The sequence below is a fragment of the Corynebacterium comes genome (assembly GCF_009734405.1).
Lineage (GTDB): Bacteria > Actinomycetota > Actinomycetes > Mycobacteriales > Mycobacteriaceae > Corynebacterium > Corynebacterium comes.
Window position 1 is genome coordinate 1,085,473 of sequence record NZ_CP046453.1, and the last position, 14,017, is coordinate 1,099,489.

Annotated in this window: 10 protein-coding genes; 2 read left to right on the plus strand and 8 right to left on the minus strand. The window is 67.6% G+C overall.

From position 1 onward, the window contains the following. The first annotated feature begins 173 nt into the window (after window positions 1-173). Both CETAM_RS05275 and thrB read left to right on the plus strand, forming a co-directional pair. On the plus strand, window positions 174-1,505 hold the full coding sequence (locus CETAM_RS05275; protein ID WP_156227658.1) for a homoserine dehydrogenase: 1,332 nt from the start codon (window positions 174-176) through the stop codon (window positions 1,503-1,505). Window positions 1,506-1,526: 21 nt separating this feature from the next. Continuing rightward, complete coding sequence (gene thrB / locus CETAM_RS05280) at window positions 1,527-2,453, plus strand: homoserine kinase (RefSeq protein ID WP_156227660.1); 927 nt, start codon at window positions 1,527-1,529, stop codon at window positions 2,451-2,453. A gap of 12 nt (window positions 2,454-2,465) precedes the next feature. Here thrB and CETAM_RS05285 read toward each other — a convergent pair whose 3' ends face one another. From CETAM_RS05285 to CETAM_RS05320, 8 genes are all read right to left on the minus strand, one after another. After that, window positions 2,466-3,692: an NAD(P)/FAD-dependent oxidoreductase gene (locus CETAM_RS05285; RefSeq protein ID WP_197085803.1), complete on the minus strand. Its 1,227-nt coding sequence runs from the start codon at window positions 3,690-3,692 to the stop codon at window positions 2,466-2,468. Between the two features lie 74 nt (window positions 3,693-3,766). Next, the gene (locus CETAM_RS05290) at window positions 3,767-4,495 is read right to left on the minus strand and encodes a helix-turn-helix transcriptional regulator (protein WP_156227665.1); all 729 of its coding nucleotides are present in this window, start codon (window positions 4,493-4,495) and stop codon (window positions 3,767-3,769) included. Next, window positions 4,492-6,417 (minus strand): ATP-binding cassette domain-containing protein, encoded by a 1,926-nt coding sequence (locus tag CETAM_RS05295; RefSeq protein ID WP_231587594.1) that lies wholly within the window; start codon window positions 6,415-6,417, stop codon window positions 4,492-4,494. Before CETAM_RS05295 ends, CETAM_RS05290 begins: the two co-directional genes overlap by 4 nt. 2 nt (window positions 6,418-6,419) lie before the next feature. After that, window positions 6,420-7,145: a molybdate ABC transporter substrate-binding protein gene (gene modA / locus CETAM_RS05300; protein WP_231587595.1), complete on the minus strand. Its 726-nt coding sequence runs from the start codon at window positions 7,143-7,145 to the stop codon at window positions 6,420-6,422. A 38-nt stretch (window positions 7,146-7,183) separates the two neighbouring features. Next, window positions 7,184-7,969, minus strand: coding sequence for a respiratory nitrate reductase subunit gamma (gene narI / locus CETAM_RS05305; protein WP_156227667.1), 786 nt, complete (start codon window positions 7,967-7,969; stop codon window positions 7,184-7,186). 8 nt (window positions 7,970-7,977) lie between these two features. Continuing rightward, window positions 7,978-8,667, minus strand: a complete 690-nt coding sequence (gene narJ / locus CETAM_RS05310; protein ID WP_156227669.1) for a nitrate reductase molybdenum cofactor assembly chaperone — start codon at window positions 8,665-8,667, stop codon at window positions 7,978-7,980. A 2-nt stretch (window positions 8,668-8,669) separates the two neighbouring features. After that, complete coding sequence (gene narH / locus CETAM_RS05315) at window positions 8,670-10,271, minus strand: nitrate reductase subunit beta (RefSeq protein WP_156227671.1); 1,602 nt, start codon at window positions 10,269-10,271, stop codon at window positions 8,670-8,672. Further along, window positions 10,271-14,002, minus strand: a complete 3,732-nt coding sequence (locus CETAM_RS05320; RefSeq protein ID WP_156227673.1) for a nitrate reductase subunit alpha — start codon at window positions 14,000-14,002, stop codon at window positions 10,271-10,273. Before CETAM_RS05320 ends, narH begins: the two co-directional genes overlap by 1 nt. Window positions 14,003-14,017: the final 15 nt, after the last annotated feature.

A 14,017-nucleotide genomic window follows, 5' to 3' on the forward strand; every position in this document is an offset into this window, starting at 1 on the left:
ACCTCAAGTCGAGAGGTGTGACCTGTCTGCAGTGGCATCGTGACCGTACGGCCATCGGACTAAGCTGGTTCGATGTGCCCGGACACAGGTACCCGGGCACTGAGGAACTGTCCCGGCCCCGGTAGGCTGGTCCAGGAACGTTTCCCGCGGACCTGCAACACATCAGGAGAACAATGACCGAGAACAAGCAGCCCACGTACAACCCCGGCAAGGGAGCCGGCGAACCGGTTGGCGTCGCCATTCTCGGACTCGGCACCGTCGGTTCTGAGGTGCTGCGTTTGATGGGCGAGCACTCGGACGCCTTCGCGCACCGCATCGGCGGCCCCCTGGAGCTCAAGGGCGTGGCGGTCTCTGATCTGGAGAAACCGCGCCCAGGCGTGGACCGGGGGCTGCTCACCGATGACGCGATGTCCCTGATCAACCGCGACGACGTCGACATCGTCGTCGAGGTCATCGGCGGCATCGACTACCCGCGCCGACTCGTCCTCGCTGCGCTCAACGCCGGTAAATCCGTCGTCACCGCCAACAAGGCCCTCGTCGCGGCCCACGCCGACGAGCTGGCAGAGGCCGCCGACGCCGCCAACGTCGACCTCTACTTCGAGGCCGCCGTCGCCGCCGCCATCCCGGTCGTCGGCATGCTCCGTCGTTCCCTCGCCGGCGACCAGATCCAGCGCATCTCGGGCATCGTCAACGGCACCACCAACTTCATCCTCGACGCCATGGAGTCCACCGGCGCGACCTACGAGGACGCCCTGGCGGAGGCCACCCGTCTGGGCTACGCAGAAGCGGACCCGACCGCCGACGTCGAGGGCCACGACGCCGCCTCCAAGGCCGCCATCCTCGCCTCCCTCGGCTTCCACACCCGCGTCAAGTTCGACGACGTCCACTGCGAGGGCATCACCAAGGTCACCGCCGAGGACATCGAGGCCGCCCGCAACGCCGGCTACGTGCTCAAGCTGCTGGCCATCTGCGAGCGCCTCACCGACGAAGCCGGTGTCGAGTCCGTCGCCGCCCGCGTCCACCCGACCCTCGTCCCGGTGGACCACCCCCTGGCCTCCGTCAACGAGTCCTACAACGCCATCTTCGTCGAGGCGGAGGCCGCCGGACGCCTCATGTTCTACGGCAACGGTGCCGGCGGCGCCCCGACCGCCTCCGCCGTGCTCGGTGACATCGTCGGCGCGGCCCGCAACAAGGTCCACGGTGGCCGTGCCCCGGGTGAGAACACCTACGCCAACCTGCCGATCGCGGACTTCGGCGACGTGACCACCCGCTACCACATCGACATGGAGGTCGAGGACCGTACCGGCGTGCTCGCCGAACTGTCCGCCATCTTCGCGGCCCACAACATCTCCCTCAAGACCGTGCGACAGGAGGAGTCCGGCGAGGACGCCCGCCTCATCGTGGTCACCCACTCGGCACGCGAAGCCGACCTCGCCGCGACCGTGGAGGACCTGAAGAAGACTTCCGCCGTCAAGGCCGTCGACAGCGTCATCCGCCTGATCTAGCACAAAGGACACGAGTCACTCATGAGCATCGAGCTCGAGGTGGGCACCAAGGCCACCGTCACCGTCCCCGGTTCCTCCGCCAACCTGGGGCCAGGTTTTGACACCCTCGGACTGGCACTGGGCCTCTACGACACCGTGGAGGTCGAGGTCACCGAAGCAGGCCTCGAGGTCGAGGTCTACGGGGAGGGCGAGGACGACCTGCCGCGCGACGGTTCCCACCTGGTGGTCAAGGCCATCCGCTCCGGCCTGCATGCGGCTGGCGCGGAGGCCCCCGGACTGCGCGTCGTCTGTACCAACGCCATCCCGCAGTCCCGCGGCCTGGGCTCCTCCGCCGCAGCCGCGGTGGCAGGGGTCGTCGCCGCCAACGCCCTGGCGGGTAACCCGTTGACGTCCGAGCAGATCGTCCAGCTGTCCTCCGCCTTCGAGGGGCATCCGGACAACGCGGCAGCTTCCGTCCTCGGATCTGCGGTCGTCTCCTGGACCACGACCCCGGTCGACGGATCCCAGCCCGGATACAAGGCGGTCTCCATCAACGTCGACCCCCGGATCCGCGCGACCGCCCTGGTGCCGGACTTCCACGCCTCCACCCAGGCCGTCCGCCGGGTCCTGCCCAGCCACGTCACCCACACGGACGCGCGGTTCAACGTCTCCCGCGTCGCGGTGATGACCGTGGCACTGCAGAACCACCCGGAGCTGCTGTGGGAGGGCACCCGCGACCGACTCCACCAGCCTTACCGCGCCGACGTTCTGCCCGTCACCGCCGAATGGGTCAACCGCCTGCGCAACCGCGGTTACGCCGCCTACCTCTCCGGCGCCGGCCCGACCGTCATGGTGCTGTCCGTCGATCCGGTGGAGGAGAAGATCCTCGACCAGGCCCGGGAAGCCGGGCTCAAGGTCCACGAGCTTGAGGTCGCCGGACCGGTCCGGGTGGAGATGTCCCGCGCCTGAGAACCGATCCCTCTAGAAACCGGGAACCTTCCGGGATTCCGGCAGAGGGGTCGACAGTCTGTCGAGGCTGAAAGGCCTCACCCAGTCGTCCGGCGCCCCCGCCACGTCATTGACCACGGCCTCAGCCGCGGACATCGCCCACGCGAGCCCCCACGCTCGGAATCCGGTGATCACGTGAATGGACGGGTGCTCCGGGAACGCGCCGATGTAGGGCATCCGGTCGTACGGCATGTAGTCGCCGGCCAGCCAGCGGTAGAGCACCTTGTCGACGTCGAATTTCTGGCGCACGTCCTCGATGAGCGCCCGGTGGCGTGTGTCGGCGTCGAAGGTGGCGTCGTCGTATTCATGGCTCTCACCGCCGAAGATGAGGACGGGTTTCCCCTCCGACGTCGCTGAGCGCATCGTGCGCATCGGATCGTCGGTGGTGACGTACATGCTCTCCGGATAGGAGGAACCCTCTGTCAGCTGCACCGCGAGCGCGTAAGACATCTTCAGCCACATGAACCCGTCGAAGACGTCTCTCCGCCAGAACGGTTCGCCGCTCGCCTGGAGCACATGCCTCGCCCTGATGTCACCTGCTTCAGTGGTGACGACGTTCGGCTCGCCGGGCGTGATGCTGGTCGCTCTGGTCCGTTCGTAGATGACGCCGCCGTGGTCGACGACGTGTTGCGCGAGGGGAAGCAGGAACTTTCTCGGGTGGAACTGCGCCTGCCCGGAGAACTTCACCGCCCCGGCGATGTCGAAAGGCAGATCGGTCTCCGTCTCGAAGCTGGCGGGAAGGCCGAGGGATACCGCGGACTCGACCTCCGCCCTCATCTCGTCGAGCCTGTCCCGGCTGCGGCTGTACACGTAGGCGTCACGGCGGGAGAATTCGCAGTCGACGCCGAGCTCGGCGCTGATGGATTCGACCCGGTCGATGCCCCTCTGGTTCGCGTCGGCGAACGCCTGGGCGGTGGCCTTTCCCTGGTGCCTGATGAGGTGGTCGTAGATGAGATAGTGCTGTGAGGCCAGCTTCGCGGTGGTCCCGCCCGTCGTCCACTCGGCGAGTCTGGCCTTGTCGAGGAGCACCGTCTTCAGGCCGCGCTGCTGCGCGTGGTGGGCGGCGGCGATGCCGGTGATGCCGCCGCCGACTATGGCCAGGTCATAGACGGTGGCATCGTCCTCGAGTGCCGGGTAGTCGGTGCGGGGTGTACTTGCCACCCACAGCGATTCATCCTTGCCTTCGATCTTGTCCGACATCGATTCTCCTCGGCTGGGGGAATGAACAGATGAGATGAGATCGAGCCTAGCAAGTGTGACCATCCGGGGGACGGCTACAGGGTGTCCTCTTCCTCCCGGTTCTTGTCCACCCGCACCACGCAGGCGCCGCCGTCGGCGTAGGGGAGCAACGTCAGGGACACAGCTCCCGGCCGACCATCCGGACGGGAGCCGGTGGCCTCCCGGAGGAATCCCTCGTGGATGGCGCAGATGAAGGGACTGGGGCGCTGGTCGCCGGTGACGAAGGGGCAGGAGTGGAGGGAGAGCTGACCGGCCTCGTTCTTCGGGGCGGAGACGACGGGATCGAAGCCCATGTCCCGGAGTTTGACGTAGAGAAGGTCCAGGACATCGGGGAGTTCCTCCGGCGTCTCGCCCGATTCCTCCATCTTGTGTGCCCAGATGCGGCCGATCTCCCTGGCCTTGCTCAGGGTCTCCGGCGTGAGGTTCCCGGTTTCGGCAACGACGCTGGCCAGAACCTCGACGAGAGTCACGTACTCCCGGGCGACGGCCCGGTTGTCGGGCACCCGGACCCGGAAGATGTGGGAGGGACGACCCCGGCCTTCAGCCGGGGTGGAGGTGACTCGGACGGCGCCGCGATCGACCAGCTCATCAAGGTGGCCGCGGACGGTGTTGACGTGCATGCCGAGCTTCCCTGCAAGTTCGGCGGAGCGGGCCCCCCGCGGGAAGGTCTGAAGCATGCCCAGGACCTCTCGCTGCTTGAGGCTCAAGGGGAGGGCCTCGGGGAACAGTTCGACGGTCGGGCGCGGTGCAGGTGCGTCCGTCATGATGGTTCTCCTCTTTCTTTCTTTCTCCGGCGCGCCGGGTGGACACGGATTGCCAGGGCTTTGGTCACGCAGTCGACGGTCACGCCTGGTTCCAGCCTGAGTTCGAGCACTGATCTGCGGGTGACCGGGACGCTGAGTCGGGTGGCGCCAATCGCCACTGTGACTATTGTCCCAGACCGGGTCGTTGAAGCTGTCACGGATTCGACAACCCCCCGCCATACGTTACGTGCTGATTCCTTCGGTTCCTGCGCCCCGGCCGGCAGGCGGAGGGTGGTGGCCTCGGGTGGGAATATCGCGACCGCGGAGTCCCCCGGTCGGATGGTGCCCTCCATGGACGCAGAAAAGATGCCTGTCAGAGCCAGATCTTGCCCCTGGATAGTGACCGTGTCAACTTCCTCTGCCATGACCGTACCGACGATGCGGGACAGTCCGGCGAGTTCGGCGACGAAGTCGTCCGGGGGAAGGTCCAGCAGGGACGAGGTCGGACCCGCGGCGCTGACCGCACCCCGGTGGAGGACCACCAGATGCTCGGACAGAGTGGCCACGTCGACGGCGTCGTGGGTGACCAGGAGGGTCGTGCGATCCTGCGCGGCGGCACGCAGCAGACCACGCCAGCGGGCGGCCGAGGCGACGTCGACCCCGGCGAGCGGTTCGTCGAGAATGAGGACCGCCGGCCTCGTCCCGAGCGCGCGTAACAGCGCAACCTGCGCCGCCTGGCCGCCGGAGAGGGCGGGGACGGGGACATCCGCGAGGGCGGAGAGACCGGCGGCGTCGAGAAGCTCCGCGGTGAGCGACCTGTCGCGGGTGGCGGTGGTGATGGCCCCGGCGACGGTGGTGGTGCGGGGCAGTCCGGGGCGCTGGGTGAGCAGGACCACGCCGCGCTCAGCCGCCGGTACGAAGCGCGGCCCGTCGACGACGCGCTCGCCGATGGCGACGTCCGCACCTGTCAGACGCCCGGCGATGAGCCCCATGAGCGTCGACTTGCCGGAACCGTTGGGGCCGACGACGGCGGTGATGCGCTCGGCGGGGAAGACGGTGCCGTCGGCCGTCACCCTCACCCCGCCGGATGCCGGCGAGGTCAGCGCGCGCAGCTTCTCCGTGTGCAGCTCGCCGATCGCACGGGAACGGGGTTCGGGCGTACGGCGTAGCGCGGAGGGCAGCGCCGCCAGCGCGAGCACCACGATGGCGAAGAAGATGAGGATCACCCCGAGGGCGTTGGCGCCGCCCGGATCGGTTTCACGTTCCAGGTAGATGCCCAGCGGCATGGTGCGGGTGACTCCGGGCAGGGAGCCCGCGAAGGTCAGGGTCGTGCCGAATTCGCCGAGGGAGCGGGCGAAGGCCAGGCCGGCACCGGTGGCCACGGCCGGTCCGATCGCCGGGAGGGTGATCTTCCGCAGGATCTCCCGGGGGCGCATGCCCAGGCCGGCGGCGCTGGCGGGGATCTCCGGATCGAGCTGGCGCAGCGCAGCGTCGACGGTGACCACCACGAAAGGCAGGGCGATGAAGATGTGGGCGAGCACGACGCCGGGGAAGGCGAAGGCGAACTGGAGCCCGAGGGCGTCGAGAAGCGGGGCGGTGACGCCACGCCTACCCAGGGCCGCTGTCAACGCCAGACCCGCGACCACCGGCGGCATCGCCAGCGGAAGCATCACCAGCAGTCGGACAAGGCGTCCGCCGCGTGGCCGGCCCTGGATGGCCACCGCCAGCGGAACACCGAACAGGGTGGTCAACGCGGTGGCCCATGCGGCCGAGGAGAAGGTGACCCGCAGGAGCTCGGCGGTGGCGGGGCTGGTGAACACGTCGCCGAAGCGCTCCCAGGGAACCCGGATTCCCAGGGCGAGGAGGGGCCCGAGGATGATCACGAGGGCGATGCCGCCGAGCAGCGTCACCACCAGGGGAGTGCGGGAGGGTGCGGTTCTCACGGTCAGCTCGCCGGGGTCCAGCCGAAACGGGTCCAGCTCCCCGCCATCTCCTCCGACGCCAGGGCGTCGACGAATTCAGCTGCGGCCTGCTTGTCGACGGCCGAGGTGCTCACCGCCGCCATGACCTCAGTGATGTGCTGATCGCTGTCCGGGATCTCGATGACCTCCACGGCCTCGCCGGCCGAGAGGGCATCCGTGCGGTAGACCCAGCCTGCGTCGGCCTCCCCGGAGACGACCTTGCCCAGGACGTCGGCGACCTGATGTTCGAGGGATGAGGGTTCGACCCGGAGGCCGGTATCCTCGATGATCTCCTGCGACGCCGCGCCGCAGGGGACCCGGGGATCGCACAGGATGAAGGTGCGGCCCGCCAGGTCATCCACCGAGGTGATCTCGCCCGGGTTGCCCGCGGGGACGACCATGACGAGTGAATTGACCGCCACGGCCCGGGGATCCTCGACCAGGCCCTCTGCCACCGCCCGGTCCATGTTCGCGCGGTCCGCGGTGATGAGGACGTCCCCGGGGGAGCCGTCCGCCAGTTGCTGCACCAGGGTGGATGATCCGGCGTCGATGAAGACGAACCCGCCGTCGCCCAGTTCCCCGAAATCCTCGCGGAGCAGGCGGGTGGAGGAGGCGCCGAGGACGGTGAGGGAGTCCGCGCCGGGCCCCGCGGTGCATCCGGCGAACAACATGCCTGCTCCCGCGAGGGCGGCGATACGGGGCAGACGCAACGGGGCGGACACCTTTCAGGAAGTGGGGCGGGAAGGGATCAGGCTCCGCGGGACGGGGTCTGGTTACGCTCGTCGAGCTGCTCGGTGTGGGAACGGATCGGCTCCCACGCGACGTGCTCCTTGACGGGCCCTGTGCGGGTGTCCCGGGAACGGTAGACCACGTACGGGCGGGTGGTGTAGCCGAGGGGTGCGGAGAAGGCGTGCACCAGGCGGGTGAAAGGCCAGACCGCGATCAGGGTGAAGCCCGCGAGGACGTGCACCTTGAACTCCCACGGTACATCCGTCATCAGCTCAGGCCGGGCCTGGAAGATGAACAGCTGGCGCAGCCAGGGGGAGATGGTCGCGCGGTAGTCGTAGCCGTGCGGCCCACCCAGCAGCTGCAGGGACACCGTGGCGAAGAAACCCGAGGCCAGCGCCCCGCCGAGCAGCACGTACATGACCTTATCCGACTTCGAGGTGGCCAGGAACACCGAACGGTTGACCACCCGCCGGTAGATCAGACCGATGAGGCCGAGCACCGCGGCGACACCCGCGACGGTGCCGGGGTAGGTGGCTACCACGTGATAGATCTCGTCGCTGACGCCCACTGCCTGCGTCCAGGACTTCGGGATGGCCAGCCCCATGACGTGGCCGATGAACACGAAGAGGATTCCCCAGTGGAACAGGGGGGAAGACAGACGGAGGAGTTTTGACTCGTAGATCTGGGAGGAGTGGGTCGTCCAGCCGAACTGGTCGGTCCGCCAACGCCAGATGATGCCGATGACGAATGCGGCGATCGCCAGCCACGGGAACGCCACCCAGAGGAATACGTTGAAGTTGTCCATGGTGTGTCCTAAGTGATGTCCGGTTGAGCAGTGGGGAAGGGCAGCGGGGTGCCGATACCGACGAGCTCCGCCGGCGGCCCCGAACGAATGAGATCGAGGTAGTTGTGGGTGGTCTCGGCGTCAATCTGCGGCAGCGACATGGCCACGGCGACGACGAGGTGCCTGAACGGGGACCCGATCACGGTCAGCGCCGAGCGCAGCACCTCCAGACCGTCACGGTGTGCCGCGAGCAGCTCGACGGTCTGCACATGCTGATCACCCTCAGACAGGGCCACCGCCTCGAGGACGACGCACAGGTGGTCGGGCAGTTCATCGCGGCGCTCCTCGAAGCCCAGCTGTGCGAGCGCCTGACGGAAGGCCAGGATGGCGGTGCCGCGCTGCCGGGTGTCGCCCACCGAGTAGTAGGAGAGGAACAGGGAGCAGCGGCGGCGCTGGTCGAAGGTGTCCACGTAGTGTTCCTCCATCCCCCGCAGGCCCAGGCCGCGGGCTGCGTCGGTGAACGCCGCGAACTCCGCCGCGATGGCCGGCGGCAGCTGGTCAATGTGCTTGTCGACGGCCGCGAGCTTCTCGCCGAGGTCCCCGCCCGGGTAGTCCAGCAGCAGGGAGGCGGCCATGGCGGTGACGCGCCGCTGTTCGTCTGTCACCTTCACCGGCCGGGTGACGTCCTCAGGAATGGGCCCGACATGGGTGCGTGCCATGTCTACTCCTGGTCCTTGCGCGGCGGGAACATACCCTCGGGCCGCTCGCCGCTCCAGCTGAGCAGGGAGACCCTGCCCGCCGGCTCGGCCGCGTGGGTGGTGCAGGCTTCCGGGGCTCCCTCACCGAGGTCCGGGAAATCGAGGAATGCGTCGGCCGGGTCGATGTCCCCGAAGGGATCGAGCGAGGTTATCCCGCGGGGCGACTCCGGGGACGCCGTCGGGATGACATAGCGGTCGTCGTACTTGGCGATGCCGAGCAGACGGTACATCTTCTCGATCTCAGTGCCCCTCATGCCGACCGCCTCGGCGATATGCTCCTGCGGTTCATTGCCCAGGTTGATGTCACGCATGTAGGAACGCATGGCGACCAGGCGGCGCAGCGACCGTTCGACGGGAGCGGTGTCACCCGCGGTGAAAAGCCCCGCGAGGTACTCCAGCGGGATGCGCATCGTCGACAGCGCGGTGAACAGCACCTTGTCGCTCTCGCCGTCGTTACCGGATGCGGTGACGGCGTCCACCACCGGCGACAGCGGCGGAATGTACCAGACCATCGGCAGGGTGCGGTACTCCGGGTGCAGCGGCAGCGCCACCTCATACCGGAAGATGAGATCCCAGATCGGGGACTGCTGGGCGGCGTCGATCCAGGAGTGCGGGATACCGGCCTGCCGGGCGGCGTCGACCACGCGGGGATCGTGCGGATCCAGGAGGATGTCCTTCTGCGCCTGGTAGAGGTCCTGCGGGTTCTCGGTGGCTGCGGCCTCGGCGACGCGGTCGGCGTCGTAGAGCAGGACGCCGAGGTAGCGCAGACGGCCGACGCAGGTCTCGGAACAGACGGTGGGCTGGCCGACCTCGATGCGTGGGTAACACAGCGTGCACTTCTCGGCCTTGCCGGACTTGTGGTTGAAGTAGACCTTCTTGTAAGGGCAACCCGAGACACACATGCGCCAGCCGCGGCACTGGTCCTGGTCCACCAGGACGATGCCGTCCTCCGAGCGCTTGTACATCGCGCCGGAGGGGCAGGAGGAGACACAGGTCGGGTTGAGGCAGTGCTCGCAGATGCGTGGGAGGTAGAACATGAAGGAGTCCTCGATCTCCTTCTTCACCGACAGGTTCATCTGGTGCAGGATCGGATCCTCGTCCATGGTGGCCGGGGAGCCGCCGAGGTTGTCGTCCCAGTTGGAGGACCAGGGGATCGTGTCCATCGGGCGGCCGTCGAGCTGGGAGACGGGGCGTGCCGTGGGCTGGGTTTTCTGGTTGCCCGGGGTGGACAGCAGCTTGTCGTACTCGTAGGTCCACGGCTCGTAGTAGTCATGGATGGTCGGCAGTTTGGGGTTGTGGAAGATGTTGAACAGCTTGGACAGGCGGCCACCTGAACGGGGCTTGAGCTTGCCCGACGACGTGAGTGTCCAGCCGCCCTCCCACTTGTCCTGGTTCTCCCAGCCGCGGGGATAACCCACGCCGGGACGGGTCTCGACGTTGTTGAACCAGACGTACTCGGTGCCTTCGCGGTTGGTCCACGCCTGCTTGCAGGTGACTGAGCAGGTGTGACAACCGATGCACTTGTCCAGGTTCATGACCATGGCGATCTGAGCCATAACCTTCATCAGAACTGCACCTCCTGGGAGCGGCGACGGATGCGGGTGACCTCGTCGCGGTTGTTGCCGGTGGGGCCGATGTAGTTGAAGCCGTAGGTCAGGTGACCGTAGCCTCCGGCGACGTGCACCGGTTTGATCATGATTCGGGTCAGGGAATTGTGGGTGCCGCCGCGGCGGCCCGTGTTCTCGTTCAGGGGCGTACCGACGGTGCGTTCCTGGGCGTGGTTCATGATCACGGTGCCCTCCGGGATGCGGTGGGAGACGATCGCCCGGGCGGAGACGATGCCGTTGCGGTTGTACACCTCGATCCATTCGTTGTCCTTCACCCCGACCTTCTCGGCGTCCCTGTTGGACATCCACACGACCTGGCCGCCACGGGAGATCGACAGCACGTGCAGGTTGTCGAAGTACTGCGAGTGGATCGACCACTTGTTGTGCGGGGTGAGGTAGCGGACCGTGATCTCCGGGTTGCCGTCCTCCCCCTTGACCAGCTGGCCCGGGTTCGTCTCGCCGTTGAGGTGGAGACGATCCAGCGGCGGCCGGAAGACCGGCAGGGCCTCGCCGTAGTCCAGGTACCAGTCGTGGTCGAGGTAGTAGTGCATGCGGCCGGACAGGGTGTGGAAGGGCTTGTCGAACTCGATGTTGATGGAGAAGGCGGTGTAGCGGCGGCCGCCCCGCTTGTCGCCGGTCCACTCGGGTGAGGTGATGACCTCCACCGGGCGTTCCTTGACGCGGTCCCAGTCGATGCGGGTGCCCACGTTGTCCACGTACAGTTCCGACATGTCGGTGCCGACCCGGGCCCCCTGGTTGCGGAAGCCCTCCGCGGCGACCTCTCCGTTGGAGACGCCGGACAGGTGCAGGATCATCTCGATGACCTTGATGTCGGTGTCCAGGTCGGGGCGCTCGCCGGCCATCGAGGTCGCCGAGGTGCCGTTCTTCACGGCGAGCTCCGCAACCTGCTTGGCCACGTTGTAGGCGGTGCCGTGCACGCCCGTGCCCTTGTCGGCGGTGAGGGGGCCCAGGTGGGTCCACTTCTCGTGGATCTTGGTGTAGTCGCGCTCCACGGGGATGAGCTTCGCCATCGTCTCACCCGGGATGAGGCCGGTCTCCCCGAGGTCGGGGACAACGCCGTTCGGCATGCTCAGCTCATCGGGGGAGTCGTGGCCCAGGGGGGCGGTGATCACGTCGGTCTGGGTGCCCAGCCAGCGCACCGCCAGCTCGGACACGAACTTCGACAGATCGCGGAAGACCTCGAAGTCGGTGCGTGCCTCCCACGGCGGGTTGATCGCCGCGTTGAAGGAGTGGATGAACGGGTGCATGTCCGTGGTGGACAGGTCGTGCTTCTCGTACCAGGTGGCGGCCGGCAGGACGATGTCCGAGACCAGCGTCGTGGACGTGTTCCGGAAGTCCGTCGTCAGCATCAGGTCGAGCTTGCCGGTGGGGGCCTCGTCGCGCCATCTGAGGGACTGGGGGCGCTCGTGCGGCTCGAGTTCCTTCGCGGTGGCGTCCGAATCCACCCCCAGCATGTGGCGCAGGAAGAATTCTGTGCCCTTGGCCGAGGAACCCATTAGGTTGGTGCGCCAGTTGAGCAGGATGCGTGGCCAGTTCTCCGGGGCATCCGGATCCTCGGCGGCGAACTGCATGTTCCCGCTCTCGAGCTCCGAGACGATGTAGTCCTTGACGTCCATGCCCCGGGCTTGGGCCTCATCGGCCAGCAGCAGCGGATTGCGGTTGAACTGCGGGTAGGCCGGCATCCAGCCGCGCTTCATCGACTCGATGAGCGTGTCCGACAGGGACTTGTTGCCCACCGTGCCGCGGTTGGCCAGCGGGGACGCCAGTCGGGAGGCCTTGGAGTTGTCGTAGCGCCACTGGTCGGTGGTCAGGTAGTAGAAGCCGGTGGTGATCATCTGGCGCGCCGGGCGCTGCCAGTCCAGGGCGAAGGCGTACTGCGACCAGCCGTTCATCGGACGCAGTTTCTCCTGGCCGACGTAGTGGGCCCAGCCGCCGCCGTTGACGCCCTGCGTGCCGCACATCGAGGTCAGCGCCAGGAAGGTGCGGTAGATGTTGTCGGCGTGGAAGTAGTGGTTGACACCGGCACCCATGATGATCTGGCTGCGGCCCTGCGAGTCATCCGCGTTCTGGGCGAACTCCCGTCCGATGCGGATCGCCGCGTTGGCCGGGACACCGGTCAGCTCCTCCTGCCAGGCGGGGGTGCCCGGTGAGGTGGCGTCGTGGAAGTCGGTCGGCCAGTGGCCCGGGAGGTTCAGCTCCGTGCGGGCGACGCCGTAGTGCGCGAGCATGACGTCGAAGACGGTGGTGACCTTGTGGCCGTCGACCTCGCGGTAGGGGACGCCGCGGTGGACCACGCCCGCCCCGATCGGTCCGGTGCCGTCGATGTCCGTCGGGTCGGCGTCGAGGTCGAAGCGGGGGAAGAGCACCTCCGCGGTGCCGTACTCGCCGGTGTCGGCGATGGACATGACGGACTCGACGCCGTCCTGACGCAGATTCCACTTGCCTACGCCGTCCTCGCCGAAGCGGTCGGCCACGGTTCCCCCGGGGTCGACCACGGTGCCGTCCGGCTGCATGGTGAGCAGGCGGTGGGTGGCGTTGGCGGAGTCACGCAGTTCGGTGTGGCGGGCGTCGAGAAGCGAGGCGGTGAGGAACTTGCCGGGGGTCAGGGTGCCGTCCTCGCGCTCATCCAGGGCGATGAGGAACGGGGCGTCGGTGTACTTGCGCATGTACTCGAGGAAGTACGGCGTCTGCCTGCCCACGTGGAACTCGGAGAGGATGACGTGGCCCATGGCGAAGGCCAGGGCGGCGTCGGTGCCCGGGTTGATGCGCAGCCACTCGTCGGCGAACTTGGTGTTGTCGGCGAAGTCGGGGGAGACGACGACGACCTTGGTGCCGTTGTAGCGGGTCTCCACCATGAAGTGGGAGTCCGGGGTGCGGGTGACCGGGATGTTCGACCCCCACATCATGAGGTACGAGGAGTTGTACCAGTCGCCGGACTCCGGCACGTCGGTCTGGTCGCCGAAGGTCTGCGGGGAGGCCGGCGGGAGGTCGGCGTACCAGTCGTAGAAGGACAGTGCGACGCCCCCGATCATCTGCAGGAAACGGGTGCCCGCCCCGTAGGAGACCTGCGACATGGCCGGGATGACGGTGAAGCCGGCGATCCGGTCCGGACCGTACTGGCGGATGGTGTACGTGTGGGCGGCCGCCGCGATCTCGATGGCCTCCTCGTAGTTGATCCGGATCAGACCACCTTTGCCACGCTGGGAGACGTAGGCGTGGCGCTTCCCGGGGGTCTCGACGATCTCGCGCCAGGCCAGCACCGGGTCCCCCAGGCGTGCCTTGGCCTCGCGGTACATGTCCACGAGCACGCCACGCGCGTAGGGGTAGCGGACGCGGGTGGGGGAGTAGGTGTACCAGGAGAACGATGCCCCGCGGGGGCAGCCGCGGGGCTCATAGTCGGGCATGTCCGGGCCGGTCGAGGGGTAGTCCACGGCCTGGGACTCCCAGGTGATGACGCCGTCCTTGACGTACACCTTCCAGGAACAGGAACCGGTGCAGTTCACGCCGTGTGTGGAACGGACCATCTTGTCGAAGGACCAGCGGTTGCGGTAGAAGACGTCCGCCTGGCGGCCGCCCTTCAGGAACAGCTGCTGGCCGCTGTCGGTCATCTGGCCTTTACGGAGGAAGCTCCCGAACTTGAACAACGGGTTGGCGGCAGTGGTGGTCATGGAGGGATCCTTTGC

Bases quoted from the DNA above. Each gene is read 5' to 3' on its own strand.
- CETAM_RS05275 (WP_156227658.1), top strand. From the start codon at position 174: ATGACCGAGAACAAGCAGCCCACGTACAACCCCGGCAAGGGAGCCGGC.
- thrB (WP_156227660.1), top strand. From the start codon at position 1,527: ATGAGCATCGAGCTCGAGGTGGGCACCAAGGCCACCGTCACCGTCCCC.
- CETAM_RS05285 (WP_197085803.1), bottom strand. From the start codon at position 3,692: ATGTCGGACAAGATCGAAGGCAAGGATGAATCGCTGTGGGTGGCAAGT.
- CETAM_RS05290 (WP_156227665.1), bottom strand. From the start codon at position 4,495: ATGACGGACGCACCTGCACCGCGCCCGACCGTCGAACTGTTCCCCGAG.
- narI (WP_156227667.1), bottom strand. From the start codon at position 7,969: ATGGACAACTTCAACGTATTCCTCTGGGTGGCGTTCCCGTGGCTGGCG.
- narJ (WP_156227669.1), bottom strand. From the start codon at position 8,667: ATGGCACGCACCCATGTCGGGCCCATTCCTGAGGACGTCACCCGGCCG.
- narH (WP_156227671.1), bottom strand. From the start codon at position 10,271: ATGAAGGTTATGGCTCAGATCGCCATGGTCATGAACCTGGACAAGTGC.
- CETAM_RS05320 (WP_156227673.1), bottom strand. From the start codon at position 14,002: ATGACCACCACTGCCGCCAACCCGTTGTTCAAGTTCGGGAGCTTCCTC.